The sequence below is a fragment of the Nocardia sp. NPDC127606 genome (genome assembly GCF_042671725.1).
Classification (GTDB): domain Bacteria; phylum Actinomycetota; class Actinomycetes; order Mycobacteriales; family Mycobacteriaceae; genus Nocardia.
This window is the reverse complement of record NZ_JBHXWQ010000001.1, coordinates 990012-1010126: the sequence shown is the minus strand read 5'-3', so window position 1 is coordinate 1010126 and position 20115 is coordinate 990012. Positions and strand designations below refer to the sequence as shown.

The following is a 20115-nucleotide window of genomic DNA, read 5'->3' as shown; positions in this document are numbered from 1 at the left end:
GGAATCCCTTGGCACACTTCACGAAACCAGCGGCAGGGAGCTGGACGCAGAACTATCCCGAGCTGGGCACCGCCCCGGTGGACTACACGGACTCGATCGACCCCGCCTTCTACGAGGACGAGCGCCAGGCGATCTTCCGCAAGAGCTGGCTCAATGTCGGCCGGGTGAACCGATTGCCCAAGGTGGGCAATTACTTCACCAAGGAACTCGCCTGCGTCGGCACCTCGCTGATCATCGTGCGCGGCGCCGATCAGACGATCCGCGCGTTTCACAACATCTGCCGTCATCGCGGCAACAAGCTGGTCTGGGACGACTACCCCAACGAGGAGACCTCGGGCACCTGCAGGCAGTTCACCTGCAAGTACCACGCGTGGCGCTACGGCCTCGACGGTGAACTGACCTTCGTGCAGCAGGAGGGCGAGTTCTTCGACCTGGACAAGCAGAAGTTCGGCCTCAAGAACGTGCGCTGCGAGGTCTGGCAGGGCTTCATCTTCGTCAACCTCGACGAGAACGCCCGCCCGCTCGACGAGTACCTGGGCCCGCTGGCCAAGGGCCTGGAGGGCTACCCGTTCGAGCAGATGACCGAGGTCTACAGCTACAAGGCCGAGATCGGCGCCAACTGGAAGCTGTTCATCGACGCCTTCGCCGAGTTCTACCACGCACCGGTGCTGCATCAGAAGCAGGCGGTCAAGGACGAAGCCGACAAGCTGGCCGGTTTCGGCTACGAAGCGCTGCACTACGAGATCGCCGCGCCGCACTCGATGATCTCCTCCTGGGGTGGCATGGCGCCGCCGAAGGACCCGTCGGTGGTGAAGCCGATCGAACGCGAACTGCGCAGCGGCCTGTTCGGGCCGTGGGACCGGCCTGACATCGAGGGCCTGGAACCGCTACCGGAGGGCCTCAACCCGGCGCGCCACAAGGCCTGGGGCATCGACGAATTCGAGTTCTTCCCGAACTTCTCGCTGCTGTTCTGGGCGCCCGGCTGGTACCTCACATACCACTACTGGCCGACCGCGGTGAACCGGCACATCTTCGAGGCGAGCCTGTATTTCGTGCCCGCGAAGAACGCGCGCGAACGGCTCGCGCAGGAACTCGCCGCGGTGACGTTCAAGGAGTACGCGCTGCAGGACGCGAACACCCTCGAGGCCACCCAGACCATGATCGCCACCAGGGAGGTCACCGACTTCCCGCTCAACGATCAGGAGATTCTGCTGCGCCACCTGCACAAGACCACCCAGAAGATCGTCGAGGAGTACCGCAATGACCGCGTCGGCTGAATCACCTACGCTCCCTACCGAATTCGCCGATCTGGCGCGCTTCTCGGACTGGATCCTGGCCACCGAGCCGGAGCGCTACGCCAAGCGCCTCGCCTCGACCATGGACGAGATGCAGGATCTCTACGACACGATCTTCCCCCGCCTGCAGACCGCGCTCGACTTCGTCGACAAGCACGACTGGCACGACCTGCCCGACGAGGCACGCCACCTGTTCCACCTGCTGCAATCGCTGGTGATGGTGTCGTTCCCGATCGAGGTCTGGAAGCAGCCGCGGGTGCCCGATGCCGGTGCCGCCTACCTCGACATCGTGCGCGAACCGGTGGTCTGAGGCGGTGGCAACGCACACCCTGCGAGCGGCCGGATTGCTCGATGTCGACACCGGCGAGATCATCCGGCCCGGCATCGTGCGGATCGAGGGCGACCGGATCGTCGGCGTCGGCGGTGCCACCGAGGGCGAGGTCGTCGAGCTCGGCGACCTCGTCCTGCTGCCCGGCCTGATGGACATGGAAGTCAACCTGCTGATGGGTGGGCGCGGGGAGACCGGGCTGGCGTCCAGCGTCACCGACGATCCGGCCCTGCGCGTATTGCGCGCGGTGGGCAATGCCCGGCGCACGCTGCGGGCCGGTTTCACCACCGTGCGCAACCTCGGGCTGTTCGTCAAAACCGGTGGCTACCTGCTCGATGTCGCGCTGGGCAAAGCCATCGACGCGGGCTGGATCGACGGCCCGCGCATCGTGCCCGCCGGGCACGCGATCACCCCGACCGGCGGGCATCTCGACCCGACCATGTTCGCCGCCTTCGCCCCGGACGTACTGCATCTGACGATCGAGGAAGGAATCGCCAACGGTGTCGACGAGGTACGCAAGGCGGTGCGCTACCAGATCAAGCACGGGGCGCAGCTGATCAAGATCTGCGTTTCCGGTGGGGTCATGTCGCTCACCGGAGCACCTGGCGCACAACACTATTCGGACGAGGAACTGCGCGCGATCGTGGACGAGGCGCATCGCCGTGGACTGCGGGTGGCCGCGCACACCCACGGCGCCGACGCGGTCAAGCACGCGGTGGCGGCCGGGATCGACTGCATCGAGCACGGCTTTCTCATCGACGACGAGGCCATCGCGCTGATGGTCGAGCACGGCACCTGGCTGGTGCCGACCACCCGGCTGGCCGACGCGATGGATGTCTCGAAGGCCGCCCCGGCGTTGCAGGCCAAGGCGGCCGAGATGTTCCCCAAGGCGCGCACCTCGGTGCTCGCCGCCTATCGCGCCGGCGTCAAGATCGCCGTCGGCACCGACGCGCCCGCGATTCCGCACGGCCGCAACGCCGACGAGCTGGTCGCCTTGGTCGAGCGCGGCATGACACCCCTCGACGTGCTGCGCGCGGCCACCGTGCACGGGGCGGAACTGATCGGCGTCACCGACCGCGGACGGCTCGCCGAAGGGCAGCTCGCCGACATCATCGGCGTCCCCGGCAATCCCGTGGACGACATCACCCACACCCGCAACGTGCAGTTCGTGATGAAAGGCGGCAAGATCCATGTCCAGAACTGACGACCTGCTCGAGATCCAGCAGGTCCTCGCCCGCTACGCGGTGACCATCACCAAGGGCGACATCGACGGCCTGATCGCGGTGTTCGCCCCCGACGGCACCTACAGCGCCTTCGGCGACACCTACACCCTCGACCTGTTCCCCGAACTCGTCGCCGCCGCGCCCAAGGGGCTCTTCCTCACCGGCACACCGGCACTCGATATCGACGGCGACACCGCGACCGGCACCCAGCCGCTGTGTTTCGTCGAGCACAGCACGCACGACATGCGCATCGGGTACTACACCGACACGCTCGTTCGTGGCGAAGACGGGTGGCGGCTGCAGACCCGCCGGATGACGTTCATCCGGCGCAGCGGCGAACACGATTCGGGCATCCCGCACGCGTTCGAGCGTTCCAAGGCATGACCGTCGGCACCGGCGCGACCGCGAACCAGCCTGTGCTGCAAACGATCTCGGAGTTCAGGACCGGCCTGCGCGCCTGGCTCGACGCCAACGACCTGACCCCGGCCCCGGACCACTCGCTCGACGGCCAGGTGGTACAACTGCTGCGGGTGCGGCGCGCGCTGTTCGACGCGGACTGGATGCGCTACGGCTGGCCCACCGAGATCGGCGGACTCGGTGGGCCTGCCGCCCTGCGTGCCGTGCTCGGCGAGGAGATCGCCACCCGCGACCTCGCCGAGCCGGGCATCTGGTCGATGATCGAAGTTCTCGCGCCGACGATGATCTCGTACGCGCCGCCCGCACTGGCCGCGCGGATGGTGCCGTTGCTCCTGTCCGGCCGGGAGCAGTGGTGTCAGGGCTTCTCCGAGCCCGGCTCGGGCAGCGACCTCGCCTCGCTCAGCACGAAAGCGACACTGCGCGAACAGGATTGGGTGATCTCCGGGCAGAAGGTGTGGACCAGTCTCGCGCAGTACGCGGCCCGCTGCGTACTGCTCACCCGGACCGGGCCAGGTCACGGGGGCATCACGGCGTTCTTCGTCGACATGGACACCCCGGGAATCACGGTGCGGCCCTTGCGGACCATGCACGGCGTCGACGAGTTCGCCGAGGTGTTCTTCGACGACGTGGTGGTCCCCGGCGACCGGATGCTCGGCTCCCCCGGCGACGGCTGGCAGATCGCGATGGATCTGCTGCCGCACGAGCGGTCCACCTGCTTCTGGCACCGGATCGCCTACCTGTTCACCCGGCTCGATCAGGTGCTCGCGCAGGCCGACGACCACGACGACGCCGCACTCGGTGCCGCCTATCTCGCGCTGCACACCGTGCGCTGCCGTTCGCTCGGCACCCAGCGCCGACTCGCCGATGGCGACCGGCTCGGGCCGGAAACCTCGATCGACAAGGTGCTCCTCGCCGGCGCCGAACAACAACTGTTCGACCTCGCCCGCGATCTGCTGCCGGGCGCGGTCGAACTCGACGACGGCCCGTGGCGCACCGAGTTCCTCTATTCGAGGGCGGCGACGATCTACGGCGGGACCGCCGAGATCCAGCGCAACATCATCGCCCGCAGACTCCTCGACCTCGGGAAGGACTGACCGTGCCCGACCACCCCGGCCTCGACGCGAGCGAGCGTGCTCTGCTCACCACAGAGGTCCGCCGCGCCATGTCCGAACGCACCGGCCACGCCCTCGACATCGCGTTGACCGAGCTCGGCTGGCCCGAAATACTCACGGCGGCACCCGAACTCACCGGTCCGGTGCTGTTTCGGCTGCTCGGCGAAACCGGCGCACAAGCGCCACTCCTGCTCGACGTACTCGACCACGCCAGAACACACTCGCCGCCAGCACTCCCCGTACGCGATCACGCCGGCGCAAGCTCGCCGACGGCGCTGGAGCATGTCGGTGCGGACGCAGCCGTCCTCCCCTTCGCGGGTGGACGCTGGGTCCGGTGGGAACGCACCACTACGGGAACCCCTCCACCGCAGGGTGATTCGGTCGACCCCGACCTCCCCTTGTACCGCGCATCCGCGGGGATCACGCCTGCCGCGTACCCACTCGCCGAGAGCAGGCGGGTGCTTGGCTGGTGGTTGCTCGGCACCGGGCACGCCATGCTCGCACTGGCCCGCACCCACGCGCTCGAACGGGCCCAGTTCGGCCGCCCGCTAGCCTCGTTCCAGGCGGTACGCCATCGCCTCGCCGAGACCCGGGTGGCCCTCGACGGCGCCGAGGCGGCACTGACCATCGCCGACGAGGTCGCGCTCGACCCCACCCGCGCCGCGCACCACGGCACGGCCGCGCTGCTGGCCAAGGCGGCCGCCGGACAGGCGGGCCTCGCCGCCGCGCGACACTGTCAGCAGGTGCTCGGCAGCATCGGTTTCACGGCCGAACACGCGCTGCATCGGCATGTCCGCCGCACACTGGTGCTCGACGGTCTGCTCGGCAGCGCACGCGAACTCACCCACGAAGCGGGCGCATCGATCCGGTTGTCGGGCAACGCCGTTCGGCTCGCGGAACTATGACCTGGCCTCGATCGCACGGCTGGTGGGCGCCGCCCGGCGATCAGCTCAGCAAGACAACGAGCTGCCGGTACCGGTGCGGCACCGAGAGCTCGGCACACGACGATCGCCCGGTACCGATGCGGTACCGGGCGATCACGTGCGTGTTCAGCAGGCGGTAGAAGTCCCACCCTGGATCGCGATCAGCGCGCAGAAGGTGGCCGCGGCGACCTTCCAGGTCGCGCCCTGTTTCACCGCCTGCCCGGTCTGGTCCGGCAGCACCGGATTGCCGCCCATCAGCAGCGTGTAGCCCACGTCGGCGCTCGTCGCACCGGTGGACTTCACCGAGGCCACGGTGACCGTGGTGCCCGAGGACTGCGGATTCTGCGACTGGGCCTGCAGGATCGGCAGGAAAACGTCACCGCTCTCCACCAGCGCGGCCCGCTCGGCCGGCGGCACATTGCCGTCGAAGAAGGTCGTGTATGCCTTGGTGATGGCCGCCGTGGCGGTGGCATCGGCGGTCGCGGCGGCGGCGCTGGTGGTCGCAGCGGCGGAGGTGGACGGTGCTGCGGCCGTGTCGTCGTCGGAGCCGCACCCGGCGAGGGCTGCGACGAGACCGCAACAGAGGGCGACGGTACGGAACTGGGAGGTGCGCATGAAACTTCCTTGTCTCACTGGATGTTCGCTTTCATGTCATCCATGCCGATCAGGATCGGATATCCGTTGACGCTCAACGCATTTCCGTGCCCGGTCTGATGGATGTCGAAGACCGACTGGATGGCGGCGTAGAAGCCCTGCACATCCAAGGTCTGGTTGACCGCCCGCTTGGCCTGGCGCAGCCCGAACGCGGGCATCGACGCGATCCGGGCGGCCAGCTGCCGGGTGTGCTCGTCGAGATCGGCGCGCGGCACCACCGCGTTCACCATGCCGACCTGCTGGGCTTCCTCGGCGGTCACCGGGCGGCCGGTGAACAGGATCTCCTTGGCCTTGCGCGCTCCGAGTTCCCAGGTGTGGCCGTGGTATTCGACGCCACCGATGCCCATCAGGACCACTGGATCGGAGAACAGGGCGTCCTCGGCGGCCACGATCAGATCGCACGGCCAGACCAGCAGCAGCCCACCCGCGATACACCGGCCCTGCACGGCCGCGATGGTCGGCTTGGGCACATTGCGCCACCGCAGCGAATACTCCAGGTAGCGGCGCGATTCCAAGCTGTAGATCCGGTCCAGGGTGATCTTGCTCGGGTCGGGCCACGACTTGTCCTTGAGATCGTGGCCCGCCGAGAAGTGCTTACCCTCGGCCCTGAGCACGATCACCGCGACCTCGTCGGAATCGGCGGCGCGCATCCAGGCCGCGTCCAGCTCGTCGAGTAGCTCACCGTTCTGGGCGTTGGCGGCATCGGCCCGGTCCAGGGTGATGGTCGCGATGCGGTCGGCGACTTCGTAACGGATGTACAAAACGGTGCTCCTAGCCGGACGGGGGTGCAATCTGACGAGAATACCATTCTCCCATGCAGGAAGTAACAGTCTCGTGACTGCCGCGACATCCGTCGCATGGCTACACAGTTAAACGACGTTCTCCGGTACAGTGCATCCATGTTCTCTTCGCATGTCCGGGGATCGAGGCGCCCGTGACCAGCCCGAGCGAGAAACCCGCCTGGAAGCAGCGCGCGGTCGAACGATCGCTGCGTACAGCGACGCTGCGTGCCGAGGAGCGGGTGCAGCGCTTCCTCGATGCCGCCCAGGCCATCATCACGGAGAAGGGCAGTACCGACTTCACCGTGCAGGAGGTCGTCGACCGGTCACGTCAGTCGCTGCGCAGCTTCTACCTGCAGTTCGACGGCAAACACGAACTGCTGCTCGCCCTGTTCGAAGACGCGCTGGCTCGCACGTCCGAACAGTTGCGCGCCGCGGCCGACGGACAGACCGACCCGATGGACAAGCTCCAGGTGACCGTCGAGTTGCTGTTCGAGTTGTGCCGGCCCGATCCCGCCGCGCAACGGCCGTTGTTCACCGACTTCGCACCGCAGCTGCTGGTTTCGCACCCGGGGCATGTCAAAGTCGCGCACGCGCCGGTCCTCGCCCTGTTCACCGAATTGATGGACCTCGCCAAGGAAGCAGGCGAGATCGGCCCCGACATGAACGCCCGCCGCGCCGCGGCCATGGTGATGCAGACCGTGATGTTCACCGCGCAGTCCACCGGCGCGGTCGACCAGGAGACCCAGTACCCGATCACGGCCGCCGAGGTCTGGAACTTCTGCGCACACGGGTTCGCCCGCTCCTGATCCCGCGAACGCCCGGCAGGTCGGTGAAAACCGACCCGCCGGGCGTCGGACTACCGCGGTAGCGACATCAGCCGGCAGGCACTTCGATGACCGTCGCCGATCCCATCCCGCCCCCTGCGCACATCGCGGCGATACCGAATCCACCACCGCGACGGCGCAATTCGTGGACCAGGGTGACGATCATCCTGGCCCCGGTGGCCGCCACCGGATGGCCCAGCGAGCACCCGCTGCCGCTGTAGTTCACGATCTCGGGATCCAGGTCGAGCGCGCGGATGGCCGCGAGCGGCACCGAGGCGAACGCCTCGTTGATCTCGATCAGCCGCACCGACGACAGCGAGATTCCCGCCCGGCGCACCGCCTTCGTGATCGCCTCGATCGACGCCAGGCCGGTGAACGCGGGGTCGACCCCGACCGATGCCCACCCGCGGATATAAGCGAGCGCGGGCAGGCCGAGCCGTTCGGAGGCGATCGCCAGTGCGGCCGCGCCGTCGTTGGCCCCCGAGGCGTTGCCGGCGGTGATCGAGAAGCCGTCGATTTCCGGGTGCAGCACTTTCAGCGAGGCCAGCCGCTCCAGGGTGGTGTCGCGGCGCGGATGCTCGTCGGTGTCGAAGAGTCCGTGCGGGGTCTCGACGGCGATGATCTCGTCCTTGAACAGGCCCGCGTCGATGGCGGCGATCGCGTGGCGATGCGAGCGCAGTGCCCAGCGATCCATGTCGTCGCGGGTGAGCCCGGCCCGCACCGCGGTGTTCCAGCCGACCGTGATGGACATGTCCATGGCCGGGGCATCCGGACGGTCCGGGTGACTCGGTGAGACCCACGGGTCGATCCACTCGTCGGGTCCGACCCTGAATCGTGCTCGGGGCGCGGTCGATTCGCTGTTCACGCCGCCGGCGATCACCAGCTCGTCCATGCCCGCCCTGATACTCGCCGCCGCCGTCTGCACGGCCGACATCCCCGCGGCGCAGTGCCGGTTCTGGGCCAGACCCGGCGCCGCGGTGAGACCCGCGGTGACGGCCGCGTGCCGCGCGATCACGCCGCCGCCGTAGCGCCCCTCGCCGAGGATCACGTCGTCGATCCGGTCGGCGTCGAGATCCTCGGCCACCGCACCGACGACGTGGTTCGCGAGGTCGAAGGCGGTGGTGTCGCGCAGTGTGCCCTTTCGGGCGGTGCCGATGGGCGTCCGCAGCGCGGAGACGATGACAGCTTCGGGCATGGGGGCCTCCTGGGGTGGATTGCCGGTAAAGGGCTGACTGCCCAGTGTGAGAATAGTATTCTTTCTCATAGAGATTGCTATTCGCAAGGAGGGCTCACTACATGCAGATCAGTGGAAGTTCCGCGGTCGTGGTCGGCGGCACCGGCGGCCTCGGTGAGGCGACGGTCCGGCGGCTGCACGCCGCCGGCGCGAAAGTGGTGGTCGCCGATGTCGCCGACGACAAGGGCAAGGAGCTGGTCGACGAACTCGGCATCCGCTACGTCCATACCGATGCGACACAGGAGGATTCGGTGCGCGCGGCGGTCGCGGAAGCGCAATCGCTGGGCCCGCTGCGCATCTCGGTCGACACCCACGGTGGTCCCGCGACGGGCGGGCGGCTGATCGGCAAGGACGGCTCGGCGCTCGAGCTGGCGGGCTTCCGCACCACCATCGAGTACTACCTGACCGCGGTGTTCAATGTGCTGCGCCTGTCCGCCGAGGCGATGGCCACGACCGAACCCCTCGAGGAAGGCGCGCGCGGGGTAATTGTGAACACCGCCTCGATCGCGGCCTTCGAAGGCCAGATCGGTCAGCTCCCCTACGCCGCCGCGAAGGGCGGGGTGGCCGCGATGACCCTGGTCGCCGCACGCGACCTCTCACCGTTGGGCATCCGGGTGGTGACCATCGCCCCCGGCACCGTCAACACCCCCGCCTACGGCAAGTCCGCCGACAAGCTCGAAGGCTACTGGGGCCCGCAGGTGCCCTTTCCCAAGCGGATGGGACGCTCCGACGAGTACGCCCAGCTGGCGACCGCGATCGTCGAGAACGACTACCTCAACGGCGAAGTCATCCGCCTCGACGGTGCGCTGCGTTTTCCGCCGAGGTAGGCAGGCACCGCACCGGAGGGAACGGCCCTCCGGTGCACGGCCGCGCGCTACTTCCCGGCGGTGAGCCGGTCGATGATCGTGCGGAAGTCCGCGGTCTGGAACGAGAGGTCCTCGGCCGTGTTCGCGTAGTCGAGGGTGGCGAGCACGGCGCGTTCGAGATGCAGGTTTAGCAGCCGCTTGGTGCTCTCCACGGCCTGCCTCGGCAGTTCCAGCACACGTTTCGCGCAGGCCAGCGCCTCGGTGAGCGGTTCGGCCACGACGTGGTTCACCAGGCCCATCTCGCGGGCCCGTTCGGCGGGGATCTTCGCACCGGTCAGGGCGTACTCCTTGGCCAGCATCAAACTGGTGTGCAACGGCCAGGTTAGCGGGCCACCGTCGGCGGCGACCAGGCCGACCTGCACGTGCGGGTCCTTGAGGTAGGCGTCCTCGGCGATGTAGGCGATATCGCTCAAGGCCACCAGACTGCAGCCGAGCCCGACCGCCGGGCCGTTCACCGCGGCGATCACCGGCACCCGGCAGCGCACCATTCCGAGCACGATCTCGCGGCCGTGCGCGATGGTCCGCGCGCGCAACTCGGCGTCGCGGGACAGTTCGGCGAGATAGGCGAAATCCCCACCGGCGGAGAACGCCTTGCCCGCACCGGTGAGGACCGCGGCCCGTGCCTCGCGGTCGGCACCGAGCTGTGGCCACAGCGCCGCCAGGCCCGAGTGCAGTGCGTCGTTGACGGCGTTGAGCGCGTCGGGCCGGTTGAGCGTGATGATCCGCAGTGGGCCGTCGGCCTCGACGCTGATCTCGGTGGGCAGGTCGTACATGTCAGGCTCCTAGGTCGAGGATGCGCGTGGCGATGATGTTCTTCTGAATCTGCGAGGTGCCGCCCATGACGCTCTGGGCGCGGCTGTAGAGGTAGCTGCCGAACATGTCGTCGTCGCCGGTGCCCGCGACCGCGAGTGCGGCGTGGCCGACGGACTGCTCCACCCAAGTCATCAGCAGCTTGTCGAGCGAACCGTCGGGGCCGTGCACTAGACCGTCGAGTTGTTCGGAGAGCCTGCGCCGTACGTGCAGCCGGAGCATCTCCGATTGCACTGCGGCCCAGGCGAGTTCGCTGGGCACCGGACCGGTCACCCGGGACTCGAGCTGGCGGACCGTCTTCGCGTAGCGGGCCGCGAAGCCAAGGGTGGCGGGTTCGCGTTCGTGCCCGACCACGGTCATCGCGAGCTTCCAGCCGTCGCCGGGCGCGCCGACCAGCTGATCGGCGGGCACCCTGGCACCGTCGAACCGCACCTGCCCGAATTCGCGGGTGACGCCGCTGATCATCCGCAGCGGCCGCTGTTCGATCCCCGGCTGACGCATCGAGACGATGAACCCCGAAATGCCTTTGTGCCGAGGCACATCCGGGTCGGTCCGCGCGAGCAGCAGACACCAGTCGGCGACATCGGAGTAGCTGGTCCAGACCTTGTGCCCGTGCAGGACGTAGTCGTCGCCGTCGCGGGTGGCGGTCGTGCGCAGCGCGGCCAGATCCGAACCCGCGTCCGGTTCGCTGAAACCCTGGCACCAGCGCTGCGAGCCGTCGATCATGCCGGGCAGGAAACGTTGCCGCAGTGCGGGACTCGCGTGCGCGCCGAGCCCGTGCACCAGATATCCGAGGCTGGGCCGTTGCGGTGCGCCTGCCGCGGTCAGTTCCTCGTCCAGGATGACGTCGTACACCGGCGCCAGTCCGTGACCGCCGTACTCCGTCGGCCAGGAGAGTCCGAAGAAACCCGCGCCGTACAGCGCCCGGTGCCAGTCCCCCGCCTTGGCCCAGTACTCGTCGCCGGTGGAGGGAAAGGACGCGGCGGTACCGGCCAGCCACTCCCGAAGCCGCGCGCGAAACGCGGCCTCTTCGGGCGAATCACGATAGTCCACAGTCGATTTCCTCCAGACGGGTAGCGAACAGTTCGGTCGAGGTGAGCACCCGGCGCAGGTACACATGGGCCAGGCACTCCCAGGTGTTGCCGATGCCGCCGTGCACCTGGATCGAGGTCTCGCACACCGTGCGGGCGGCGCGTGCGGTGTAGACCTTGGCTATCCGGGCGGCCCGCAGCGCCTCGGCGGGCGGCAGTTCATCGACCGCCCATGCGGCATAACGCAATACGCTGATCGAGCCCTCGATCAGCGCCAGGCTCTCGGCGAGCAGATGCGCCACGGCTTGATAGGAGCCGATGGCATGGCCGTATTGTTCGCGGACCTTGGCGTATTCCACCGCCAGCTGCTGCACGCCGCGGGCCGCACCGAGCAGATCCGCGGTCGTCATGGTGACGGCCAGCGCCTGCCAGTGGATCAGCTGCTCCGGCGACAGGTCACCGAGCAGCTCCGGTGGGCCCGTGAGTTCGGCGGTGCGCCTGGTGAGATCGGCGCCGGGCAACGCCGGCCCGACCGCGCGGGCGAACAACTGCCTGTCGTCGAGGAGCAATGCCCGATCGCGGTCGGCGGCGTCGACCGCGTTGGTGCCAATGCCGATCGTCCATCGACCGCCGACACCCCCGCACAGATCGTCGGCCAAGACCGGCCCCAGGAAGGCGACGTCGACCAGACCACGCGCGAATTCCTCTGCAACGAGGGCTATTTCGACCCCGGAGGCACCATCGGAACGCAGGTCACGCCACCCCGCGGTCACCACCGCCTTCTCGAGCCGGGCGATCCGGCTCGCATCGTCGAGCTCGGCGACCGAGCTCGGACCGAGCTCATCGGCCAGCCGCGCGGCGGCCGCCCGCAGCTGACGCTGCTCACTGGTCAGTCGGACGTCCATGACGCTCCTCGAGTACTCGTCGGAGCACCTTGCCCGAAGGCAGGCGCGGGATCTCGGGTACGAACACGATGCGGCGGAGCCGCTTGTAGGAAGCCAGCCGGTCGCCGACCAGGGTGATCAGTTCGTCGGCGGTGACGCCGTCGAGCACGGCGACCGCGGCCACCACGGCCTCGCCGTCACGTGGGTCAGGGGTGCCGAACACCGCGCAGTCGATAACCTTGGGATGGCCGTGCAGAATCGCTTCGATCTCGGCGGGTGCGACCTGGAAACCGCGCACCTTGATCATTTCCTTGGCCCGGTCAGTGATTCGCACCCAGCCGTCGGCATCGATGTGCCCGACATCGCCGGTCCGGTACCACGCGCCGTCGAAGGCGTCCGCGGTCGCCTCGGCAGGCAGGTAGCCGGCCATCAACGACTGCGACCGGCACTGGATCTCGCCGGTTTCGGTCGGCCCCAACGGTTTTCCGGTCTCGAGGTCAACCACGCGCAGGTAGACTCCGGGTGCCGCCTTGCCGACCGAGTCCAGCCGCGCGCCTTCGAGCGGATTGCACGCGATGACCGGCAGTTCGCTGGCACCGTAGGCTGGCAGCCACCGGACCCCACTGCGCGCGGTCACCGTTTCGGCGACACTCGCCGTCACCGGGGTGGCGCCCCACATGATGTAGCGCAGCGAACTCAGGTCGTAGCGTTCGAGATCGGGGTGCGACGCGAGGGCGATCGCGATCGGCGCGACGGCCATCTCGATGGTGATGCGGTCGTCCTGGATGCAGTCCAGCATCGTGTTCAGATCGAAGCGCCGATGCAGCCGCATCCAGGCCCCCGCCCGCAACGCGGTGAGAATATTGAGCAGGCCCAGGATGTGCGAGGGCGGGGTCGCGACCTGGATCCGGTCGGTGCCGGACAGGCCGAGCACCTCGGTCCACTGCCGCACGGCAACCGCCACCGAATCGTGGGTGTGCCGCACCGCCTTTGGCAACCCCGTGGTGCCGGAGCTGAACACGAGCACCGCCTCGGACGCCGGATCATGCTGGACCGCACCGGCTTTCGCCGGTTCGATCGGGTCGCCCAGATACCGCATCGGCAGCAGCTCGCCGAGCACCGCGCAGTCACCGAGTGCGTGCGCGGCGCCGGTGACGGCGAGCGCGTGCGCGACCTCGTCCCGTTTCCAGGCGGAGCTGATCAGGACGACGCAGGCGCCGAGCCGCCACACCGCGAGGACCGCCACCACGAATTCGGGCCGGTTGGACGACATGAGCGCCACCCGCTCGCCCGCCCGGACGCCGCGACCGGTGAGCTCGTCGGCCAACCCAGCTGCCAGCTCGTCGAGTTCGACCCTGGTGTAGGCCCGCCCCTCGAACACGAGCGCGCTCTGCACAGTGTGGGACATCTTGGAAGGTTCCCGTCTCATGAGAGAGAATACTATTCTCATTTCGATAGAATCTTAATACCAGGAGGAGGTGGACCATGGCGACACTCTCGTCATTTCTGCGCGCGACAGTGACCAGGGTCGTGACCGAGAGCGCGGACGCACGGACCTTCGTGCTCGATCCGCACGACGGGCCACTGCACTACCGGGCCGGGCAGTTCTGCACCTTCCGGGTCACCGTGGACAGCACCGTGCTCTTCCGGTCCTACTCGATGTCGAGCGCACCGGAGACCGACGGCGAGCTCATGACCACGGTCAAACGCGTGCCCGGTGGTGCCGTGTCCAACTGGATGCTCGACACCCTCACCGCGGGCGACGAGGTGGAGCTGTCCAAGGCCGCGGGGCGATTCTGCCTGCGCGACACCGATGTTCCGCTGCTCGGCTTCAGCGGTGGCAGCGGCATCACACCGATCCTGTCGCTCACCAAAGCGGCACTGGCCGGAACCACCCGCCGGGTCCGCCTGCTGTGCGCGGACCGCGACCCGGCGTCGGTGCTGTTCGACGACGCGTTCACCGAGCTGCTCGCCCGCTATCCGGACCGGCTCGAGGTGGTCCGGCATCTGGACAGCGAGCGCGGATTTCTCGACCGCGCGGCCGTTCGCGCGTTCGTCGGCGCCGATGCGCACGGCGACCACTACCTCTGCGGCCCAGAGGCATTCATGGACCTGGTGGAGCAGTCACTGCCCGGTCCCGGCATCGTCTTCAGCGAGCGCTTCGGCACACCCGTTGACCCGCCGATATCGGCGAACGACCTAGAACCCGAGGCGGATTCGGGTGGCACCATCACGGTGATCCTGAACGGCAAGAAGAAGTCGGTACCGCGCAAGGCCGGTGAGACACTGCTGGAGAGCGCCCGACGCGGTGGCCTGGCTCCGCCGTTCTCCTGCGAGCAGGGAAACTGCGCGACCTGCATGGCGAAGATGACCTCGGGCAGCGCGACCATGCGCCACAACAACGCCCTGACCGACGACGAGGTCGCCGACGGCTATGTGCTGACCTGCCAGGCTGTCCCGGACTCCGACGGCGCCGTCGTCGAATACGAGTGAACCCGGCGGCCGCGTCCCGCCGGGATGCGGCCGTCAGCGCGCCAGGTCGGCGATCATCTCCCTGGTTCGCCGCTTGGACGCGACCAGGGCGTCGCGATCGTCGCCGATCGGCAGCAAGCGCACGGAGATGTCGGTGGCACCGGCGTCGGCGTAGCGGCGCAGTCCGGCCGCGATCGCCGGCTCGTCCCCCGCGATACACAGATCGCCGATGGTGCGCGCGTCGCCTTGATCGAGCAGCCGCTGATAGTTGGGCGAGACCTCCGCCTCGCCGAGAATCCGGTTCGCCCGCGCCCGCGCCTCGTCCACCTGTCCCGCCGTGCACAGACACACCGGCAACCCGACGACCACGCGCGGCGCGGCCCTGCCCGCATCGGCGGCGGCCTTGGTGATCTTCGGGACCACATGCTCGGCGACGGCGCGTTCGTCGGCCATCCAAAGCACGGTGCCGTCGGCCTGCTCCCCCGCGATCCGAAGCATCACCGGCCCCAGCGCGGCGACCAGGACCGGAACCGGCGCCACCGGACCGAGATCGAGCGGATTGTGCACGGTGAAGGTGCTGTTCTCGACGTCCACCGAGCCGGTGCCCGCGAGTCCGGCGGCCAGTACCTCGAGATAATCGCGGGTGTAGGCCGCCGGCTTCTCATACGGCAGACCGAGCATGTCGCGGATGATCCAGTGGTGCGACGGCCCGACACCGAGCGCGAGCCTGCCGCCCGCCGCCGCGTGCACCGACAGTGCCTGGCGCGCCAGCGCGATCGGGTGCTGCGCCTGCAGCGGGACCACGGCGGTACCCAGTTCGATCCGCGACGTGGCAAGTCCCATCGCCGTAATGGTGACGAGCGCGTCGAAGTCGTTGGGCACCTGCGGAATCCAGGCCGTGTCGAGCCCCGCACCCTCCGCCCACGCGATATCGCGCAGCATCCGTTCGAGCTTGCGCCCCGAGTCGCCCTTCTCCGGGCCGATCATCACGCCGATGCGCACGGTTCCTCCAAGTAGTTCGAAGTCGGATTCGGATATGCTACTTGCGTAGAATGAGAACACCAATACCATCTGCAGAGAATGAGCCAGTTGCCGCCCGTCGGCACGCGAGGAGCACCATGCCCGACCAGGACCACCCGCTGCGCGATCGCACCGTCCTCATCTCCGGCGCCAGCCGGGGTATCGGCGCGGCGATCGCCGTCGCCGCCGCCGAGCAGGGCGCCAACGTCGTCCTGCTGGCCAAGACCTCCGAACCACATCCGCGGCTGCCCGGCACCGTGCACACCGTCGCCGCCGAGGTCGAGGCCGCCGGTGGCCGAGCCGCCGCGGCTGTCGGCGACGTCCGCAGCGAGGACGATGTCGCGCGGGCCGTCGCGATCGCGATCGAGCGGTTCGGCGGGATCGACGTGTGCGTGAACAACGCGGGCGCCATCGCCACCGATCCCACCGAGAAACTCGGCGCCAAACGCTTCGACCTCATGCAGGACATCAACATTCGCGGCACGTTCCTGCTCACGGCGGCGTGCGTGCCGCACCTGCGCGACTCCCCGAATCCGCATGTGCTCACCATCTCGCCACCGATCAACCTCGACCCCCGCTGGCTCGGCGCCCATCCGGTCTACACCCAGTCCAAATACGGGATGACCTTGCTCAGCCAGGGCTGGGCGGCCGAATTCGCCGATGCCGGAATCGGATTCAACTGCCTGTGGCCGCAGACGTACATCGCCACCTCCGCCGTCGCGGCCCTGCTCGACGGCGACAACCAGCTCACGACCGCGCGCAGCCCCCGGATCATGGCCGACGCGGCCGTCGCGATCACCGCCCAGCCGGCCAGGAAGGTGACCGGCAACTGCTTCATCGACGCGGACGCGGTCGCGCGGTTCGCCGGGATCGACGACCTCTCCCGCTACGGCGGTGGCGACAACCCGACCCCGGATCTGTTCCTGGACTGACCTGCCCCACTCACCTTCCGCGACAAGGACCGACCATGGCCTACGTCATCACGCAGCGCTGCTGCAACGACGCCAGCTGCATCGCCGAATGCCCGGTCGACTGCATCCGACCGCTACCCGGTCAGCCGGAGTTCGCCACCGCCGAGATGCTGTACATCGACCCCGAAACCTGCATCGACTGCGGCGCGTGCGTCGATGCCTGCCCGGTGGGCGCGGTGTTCTCCGTCGAGGATCTCAGCGCCTCCTTGCAGCGCTACAGCGCGATCAACGCCGACTATTTCGCGCACCATCCGCTCGAGCCGGAGTTCGCCCCGCCTGTCGTGACCCCGCGCATCCCGAAGGAACACGGCACCCTGCGGGTGGCGATCGTCGGAGCGGGCCCCGCGGCCTGCTACGCGGCGGACGCGCTGCTGCGCCGCGGCGACACCCAGGTGGAGCTGTTCGACCGGCTGCCGACGCCGTGGGGTCTGGTGCGCGCGGGAGTGGCGCCCGATCACGCGGAGACCAAGGCGGTGACATCGATGTTCGAGAGCGCGTTCCGCCGCGACACCCTGCAGTTCTACTTGAATGTCGACATCGGCAACCACCTCACCCACGACGAACTCCTGCGCCACCACCACGCGGTGATCTACGCGGTGGGCGCCTCGGCCGACCGGCGGATGGACATTCCCGGCGAGGATCTGCCCGGCAGCCATTCGGCGACAGAGTTCGTGGCCTGGTACAACGGGCACCCCGACTTCGCCGATCGAGTCTTCGATCTGTCCGGCGAACGCGCGGTGATCGTCGGCAACGGCAACGTGGCACTAGATGTCGCTCGAGTACTCACCATGGATCCTGACGAGCTGGCACGCACCGATATCGCCGATCACGCACTGAATGCTCTGCGTGACAGTCGGATTCGCGAAGTAGTCGTACTCGGTCGCCGCGGGCCGCTACAGGCTGCGTACACCTCGCCGGAGTTCCTCGCCCTCGGACACCTCGACGGCGTGGACGTGGTCGTGGAGTCCGCTGACATCGAACCCGACGACATCAGCAGCACGGCGTTGGCGGACCCGGCCCTCGAACCATCGGTTCGGCTGAAATACACCCTGGCCCAGGAATACGCCACGGCACCGCGACAATCGGGCAACAAACGAATCGTCTTCCGATTCCTCGCTTCACCGACCGAGATACTCGGCGAGCAGCGCGTCACCGGTCTGCGATTCGCCCACACCGTACTCACCCAATCCGACGGCCGGGTGATCGCCGAAACCACCGAGCGCACAGACGATATCGCCACGGGGCTGGTCCTGCGGTCGGTCGGCTACCGGGGCGAGCCGGTCCCGGCACTGCCGTTCGACGAGCGCAGCGGGATCGTCCCGAATCACGAAGGGCGAGTGGTCGATAGCGCAGGCACGCCGATGACCGGGGTCTACGTCAGCGGCTGGATCAAACGCGGTCCGCGCGGAGTGATCGGTTCGAATCGCCTCGATGCCGAGCAGACAGTGGAACACCTGATCGCCGATTTCGTCGCGGGCACACTGACCCCACCGCACGCGGGCCGAGATGCCTTGCGCGAGTTGGTCGTAGCACGACAGCCCGACATGGTGGACCGCGACGGATGGAAGGCCATCGACATCGCCGAGAAGGCAGCGAGCGCGTCTTCCGGGCGCCCACGGATCAAATTCACCACCAACGACCAGCTCACCGCCGCCGCTCAGGGGACCGATCTCGCGGTGCGCTGAGCTCCGCCGGCACAGGAGACAGCGGCGGCGGAGCTGTCCGCCGCTGATCCCGGCAGTCTCAGAGCTGAGCCCAGACCGACTTCGACTTCATGTACGCCTCAACACCTTCGCGCCCGAACTCATGGCCCCAGCCGGACTGCTTGTACCCGCCGAAGGGCACCCCGTGGTCGAACACCAGCTGGCAGTTCAGCGACACCGTCCCGGCCTGCAACCGCTTCGCGAGCCGATGCCCGCGGCTGAGGTTGGTCGTCCACACGGTGGCGGCCAGACCGTAGGACGTGTCATTGGCCATCGCGATCGCCTCGTCCTCGTCGTCGAACGGCAGCACGGTCACGACCGGGCCGAAGATCTCCTCCCGGTAGAGCCTGCTCGTCGCGGGATCCACATTGGTCAGCACCGTGGGGTGGACGAAGTAGCCACTGCGGTCGAGACGGTGTCCACCGGTGACGACTTCAGCACCGTCGGCCTTACCCTCGTCGAGGTAACCCATCACCCGCGTCAGCTGTTTGGCACTGATCAGCGGGCCGATCATGGTGCCTTCTTCCTTGGGCCCACCGAGCTTGAGGTTGTCCGCCACGGTCGCGATGCCCGCAACAACCCGCTCGTACGCGCCACGCTGCACGAAGATCCGGGAGCCACAGACGCAGCCCTGCCCGGAGTGGATGAAGATGCCCATCGACGCCATCATCACCGCCATATCGAGGTCGGCGTCGTCGAAGATCAGCACCGGCGACTTGCCGCCGAGTTCGAGCATCACCTTCTTGAGATTGCCCGCCGAGGCCGCCACGATCAGCTTGCCGACCTCGGTGGAACCGGTGAACGCCACCTTGTCGACGTCGGGGTGCGCGGTGATCGCGGCACCCGCGGTGTGTCCGAAGCCGGTTAGCAAGTTCACGACACCCTCCGGCACGCCGGCCTCGGCGATGAGCCGCGCCAGCAGCAGCGCCGACAGCGGTGTCTCCTCGGCGGGTTTCACCACGGTGCTACACCCGGCGGCGAGCGCGGGGGCCAGCTTGGCGCAGGCGTTGAAGACCGGCCCGTTCCACGGGAAGATCAGCCCCACCACACCGTAAGGCTCCTTGAGGGTGTAGGCGTGCATATCGGCGTAGGCGCCGGAAACGCCACCGGTCATCTGTACCTCGTACGCCGAGCCGTTGAGTTTGGTACACCAACCCGCGTAGTAGCGGAAGAACTCTGCGCATGTCGGAATGATCATCTTCGCCTGAGCGAGTGGCATTCCCGTATTGAGCGAGTCGAGTTCGGCGAGCTCGTCGAGGTGCGCATCCATGAGGTCCGCGATCCGCCACATGATCTTGGCTCGTTCCCGCCCGGGCAGACCCTGCCAGACACCTGCGTCGAACGCGGCCCTCGCCCGGGCGACCGCCTCGTCGACAGCCTCGGGTCCACAGTCGGTGAACTCGGTGATCTGTTCTTCGGTTACCGGGTCGATGATCGGGATGACCTCGCCTTTTCCGGGCCGTTCACGGATTTCATCCAGAATAGATTGCAGCGTCATCGCGCATCCCCTTCAACGTCAAGGTCGTCGTGCCTACCAGTCCTCGACCTGCTCGGCACCAGACCCGG

The 20115-nt window shown here is 68.0% G+C and carries 20 protein-coding genes; 11 read left to right on the top strand and 9 right to left on the bottom strand.

Annotated elements, in window-relative coordinates:
• Window positions 1-8: 8 nt before the first annotated feature.
• Genes ACFVJ5_RS04795 through ACFVJ5_RS04770 form a run of 6 tightly spaced genes read left to right on the top strand, consistent with a single transcriptional unit; the run spans window position 9 to window position 5280 of the window.
• Window positions 9-1277: an aromatic ring-hydroxylating dioxygenase subunit alpha gene (locus tag ACFVJ5_RS04795; RefSeq protein WP_379218528.1), complete on the top strand. Its 1269-nt coding sequence runs from the start codon at window positions 9-11 to the stop codon at window positions 1275-1277.
• Window positions 1261-1605 carry a hypothetical protein gene (locus ACFVJ5_RS04790; RefSeq protein ID WP_379218527.1) on the top strand — a complete coding sequence of 115 codons (345 nt, stop codon included), beginning with the start codon at window positions 1261-1263 and terminating at the stop codon, window positions 1603-1605. Before ACFVJ5_RS04795 ends, ACFVJ5_RS04790 begins: the two co-directional genes overlap by 17 nt.
• Window positions 1606-1609: 4 nt before the next feature.
• Window positions 1610-2827, top strand: coding sequence for an amidohydrolase family protein (locus tag ACFVJ5_RS04785; RefSeq protein WP_379218526.1), 1218 nt, complete (start codon window positions 1610-1612; stop codon window positions 2825-2827).
• Window positions 2814-3230 carry a nuclear transport factor 2 family protein gene (locus tag ACFVJ5_RS04780; RefSeq protein ID WP_379218525.1) on the top strand — a complete coding sequence of 139 codons (417 nt, stop codon included), beginning with the start codon at window positions 2814-2816 and terminating at the stop codon, window positions 3228-3230. Before ACFVJ5_RS04785 ends, ACFVJ5_RS04780 begins: the two co-directional genes overlap by 14 nt.
• Window positions 3227-4357 (top strand): acyl-CoA dehydrogenase family protein, encoded by a 1131-nt coding sequence (locus tag ACFVJ5_RS04775; protein WP_379218524.1) that lies wholly within the window; start codon window positions 3227-3229, stop codon window positions 4355-4357. The genes ACFVJ5_RS04780 and ACFVJ5_RS04775 overlap by 4 nt, the downstream gene beginning before the upstream one ends.
• Window positions 4354-5280, top strand: a complete 927-nt coding sequence (locus ACFVJ5_RS04770) for an acyl-CoA dehydrogenase family protein (protein WP_379219780.1) — start codon at window positions 4354-4356, stop codon at window positions 5278-5280. The genes ACFVJ5_RS04775 and ACFVJ5_RS04770 overlap by 4 nt, the downstream gene beginning before the upstream one ends.
• 144 nt (window positions 5281-5424) lie before the next feature.
• Here ACFVJ5_RS04770 and ACFVJ5_RS04765 read toward each other — a convergent pair whose 3' ends face one another.
• On the bottom strand, window positions 5425-5913 hold the full coding sequence (locus ACFVJ5_RS04765; protein WP_379218523.1) for a hypothetical protein: 489 nt from the start codon (window positions 5911-5913) through the stop codon (window positions 5425-5427).
• Between the two features lie 14 nt (window positions 5914-5927).
• Window positions 5928-6713 carry an enoyl-CoA hydratase gene (locus ACFVJ5_RS04760; protein ID WP_379218522.1) on the bottom strand — a complete coding sequence of 262 codons (786 nt, stop codon included), beginning with the start codon at window positions 6711-6713 and terminating at the stop codon, window positions 5928-5930.
• Window positions 6714-6886: 173 nt separating this feature from the next.
• Here ACFVJ5_RS04760 and ACFVJ5_RS04755 point away from each other — a divergent pair, with 173 nt between their 5' ends.
• Window positions 6887-7540: a TetR/AcrR family transcriptional regulator gene (locus ACFVJ5_RS04755; RefSeq protein WP_379218521.1), complete on the top strand. Its 654-nt coding sequence runs from the start codon at window positions 6887-6889 to the stop codon at window positions 7538-7540.
• A 67-nt stretch (window positions 7541-7607) separates the two neighbouring features.
• Here the strand turns inward: ACFVJ5_RS04755 and ACFVJ5_RS04750 are convergent, their stop codons facing one another.
• Window positions 7608-8753, bottom strand: coding sequence for a thiolase family protein (locus tag ACFVJ5_RS04750; protein ID WP_379218520.1), 1146 nt, complete (start codon window positions 8751-8753; stop codon window positions 7608-7610).
• A 101-nt stretch (window positions 8754-8854) separates the two neighbouring features.
• Here ACFVJ5_RS04750 and ACFVJ5_RS04745 point away from each other — a divergent pair, with 101 nt between their 5' ends.
• Window positions 8855-9619: an SDR family NAD(P)-dependent oxidoreductase gene (locus ACFVJ5_RS04745; RefSeq protein ID WP_379218519.1), complete on the top strand. Its 765-nt coding sequence runs from the start codon at window positions 8855-8857 to the stop codon at window positions 9617-9619.
• 47 nt (window positions 9620-9666) lie between these two features.
• Here the strand turns inward: ACFVJ5_RS04745 and ACFVJ5_RS04740 are convergent, their stop codons facing one another.
• From ACFVJ5_RS04740 to ACFVJ5_RS04725, 4 genes are read right to left on the bottom strand one after another with little or no spacing between them, the layout of a single operon-like run.
• On the bottom strand, window positions 9667-10431 hold the full coding sequence (locus ACFVJ5_RS04740) for an enoyl-CoA hydratase/isomerase family protein (protein ID WP_379218518.1): 765 nt from the start codon (window positions 10429-10431) through the stop codon (window positions 9667-9669).
• Window position 10432: 1 nt separating this feature from the next.
• The gene (locus ACFVJ5_RS04735) at window positions 10433-11521 is read right to left on the bottom strand and encodes an acyl-CoA dehydrogenase family protein (protein WP_379218517.1); all 1089 of its coding nucleotides are present in this window, start codon (window positions 11519-11521) and stop codon (window positions 10433-10435) included.
• Window positions 11508-12404: an acyl-CoA dehydrogenase family protein gene (locus tag ACFVJ5_RS04730; protein ID WP_379218516.1), complete on the bottom strand. Its 897-nt coding sequence runs from the start codon at window positions 12402-12404 to the stop codon at window positions 11508-11510. Before ACFVJ5_RS04730 ends, ACFVJ5_RS04735 begins: the two co-directional genes overlap by 14 nt.
• Window positions 12382-13812 carry a class I adenylate-forming enzyme family protein gene (locus ACFVJ5_RS04725; protein ID WP_379218515.1) on the bottom strand — a complete coding sequence of 477 codons (1431 nt, stop codon included), beginning with the start codon at window positions 13810-13812 and terminating at the stop codon, window positions 12382-12384. The genes ACFVJ5_RS04730 and ACFVJ5_RS04725 overlap by 23 nt, the downstream gene beginning before the upstream one ends.
• 56 nt (window positions 13813-13868) lie before the next feature.
• On the opposite strand from ACFVJ5_RS04725, the gene ACFVJ5_RS04720 reads away from it, so the two are divergent.
• Window positions 13869-14876 carry a 2Fe-2S iron-sulfur cluster-binding protein gene (locus ACFVJ5_RS04720; RefSeq protein WP_379218514.1) on the top strand — a complete coding sequence of 336 codons (1008 nt, stop codon included), beginning with the start codon at window positions 13869-13871 and terminating at the stop codon, window positions 14874-14876.
• 33 nt (window positions 14877-14909) lie between these two features.
• Here ACFVJ5_RS04720 and ACFVJ5_RS04715 read toward each other — a convergent pair whose 3' ends face one another.
• The gene (locus ACFVJ5_RS04715) at window positions 14910-15857 is read right to left on the bottom strand and encodes a TIGR03564 family F420-dependent LLM class oxidoreductase (RefSeq protein ID WP_379218513.1); all 948 of its coding nucleotides are present in this window, start codon (window positions 15855-15857) and stop codon (window positions 14910-14912) included.
• Window positions 15858-15973: 116 nt separating this feature from the next.
• On the opposite strand from ACFVJ5_RS04715, the gene ACFVJ5_RS04710 reads away from it, so the two are divergent.
• Both ACFVJ5_RS04710 and ACFVJ5_RS04705 read left to right on the top strand, forming a co-directional pair.
• Window positions 15974-16807, top strand: a complete 834-nt coding sequence (locus tag ACFVJ5_RS04710) for an SDR family oxidoreductase (RefSeq protein WP_379218512.1) — start codon at window positions 15974-15976, stop codon at window positions 16805-16807.
• Between the two features lie 35 nt (window positions 16808-16842).
• Window positions 16843-18531 carry an FAD-dependent oxidoreductase gene (locus tag ACFVJ5_RS04705; RefSeq protein WP_379218511.1) on the top strand — a complete coding sequence of 563 codons (1689 nt, stop codon included), beginning with the start codon at window positions 16843-16845 and terminating at the stop codon, window positions 18529-18531.
• 58 nt (window positions 18532-18589) lie between these two features.
• Here ACFVJ5_RS04705 and ACFVJ5_RS04700 read toward each other — a convergent pair whose 3' ends face one another.
• Complete coding sequence (locus tag ACFVJ5_RS04700; protein WP_379218510.1) at window positions 18590-20047, bottom strand: aldehyde dehydrogenase family protein; 1458 nt, start codon at window positions 20045-20047, stop codon at window positions 18590-18592.
• Between the last annotated feature and the right edge of the window lie 68 nt (window positions 20048-20115).

Excerpts from the sequence above, each read along its gene's own strand:
- ACFVJ5_RS04790 (WP_379218527.1), top strand. The coding sequence starts at position 1,261 with ATGACCGCGTCGGCTGAATCACCTACGCTCCCTACCGAATTCGCCGAT.
- ACFVJ5_RS04780 (WP_379218525.1), top strand. The coding sequence starts at position 2,814 with ATGTCCAGAACTGACGACCTGCTCGAGATCCAGCAGGTCCTCGCCCGC.
- ACFVJ5_RS04775 (WP_379218524.1), top strand. The coding sequence starts at position 3,227 with ATGACCGTCGGCACCGGCGCGACCGCGAACCAGCCTGTGCTGCAAACG.
- ACFVJ5_RS04765 (WP_379218523.1), bottom strand. The coding sequence starts at position 5,913 with ATGCGCACCTCCCAGTTCCGTACCGTCGCCCTCTGTTGCGGTCTCGTC.
- ACFVJ5_RS04750 (WP_379218520.1), bottom strand. The coding sequence starts at position 8,753 with ATGCCCGAAGCTGTCATCGTCTCCGCGCTGCGGACGCCCATCGGCACC.
- ACFVJ5_RS04745 (WP_379218519.1), top strand. The coding sequence starts at position 8,855 with ATGCAGATCAGTGGAAGTTCCGCGGTCGTGGTCGGCGGCACCGGCGGC.
- ACFVJ5_RS04740 (WP_379218518.1), bottom strand. The coding sequence starts at position 10,431 with ATGTACGACCTGCCCACCGAGATCAGCGTCGAGGCCGACGGCCCACTG.
- ACFVJ5_RS04730 (WP_379218516.1), bottom strand. The coding sequence starts at position 12,404 with ATGGACGTCCGACTGACCAGTGAGCAGCGTCAGCTGCGGGCGGCCGCC.
- ACFVJ5_RS04725 (WP_379218515.1), bottom strand. The coding sequence starts at position 13,812 with ATGAGACGGGAACCTTCCAAGATGTCCCACACTGTGCAGAGCGCGCTC.
- ACFVJ5_RS04720 (WP_379218514.1), top strand. The coding sequence starts at position 13,869 with ATGGCGACACTCTCGTCATTTCTGCGCGCGACAGTGACCAGGGTCGTG.
- ACFVJ5_RS04710 (WP_379218512.1), top strand. The coding sequence starts at position 15,974 with ATGCCCGACCAGGACCACCCGCTGCGCGATCGCACCGTCCTCATCTCC.
- ACFVJ5_RS04705 (WP_379218511.1), top strand. The coding sequence starts at position 16,843 with ATGGCCTACGTCATCACGCAGCGCTGCTGCAACGACGCCAGCTGCATC.
- ACFVJ5_RS04700 (WP_379218510.1), bottom strand. The coding sequence starts at position 20,047 with ATGACGCTGCAATCTATTCTGGATGAAATCCGTGAACGGCCCGGAAAA.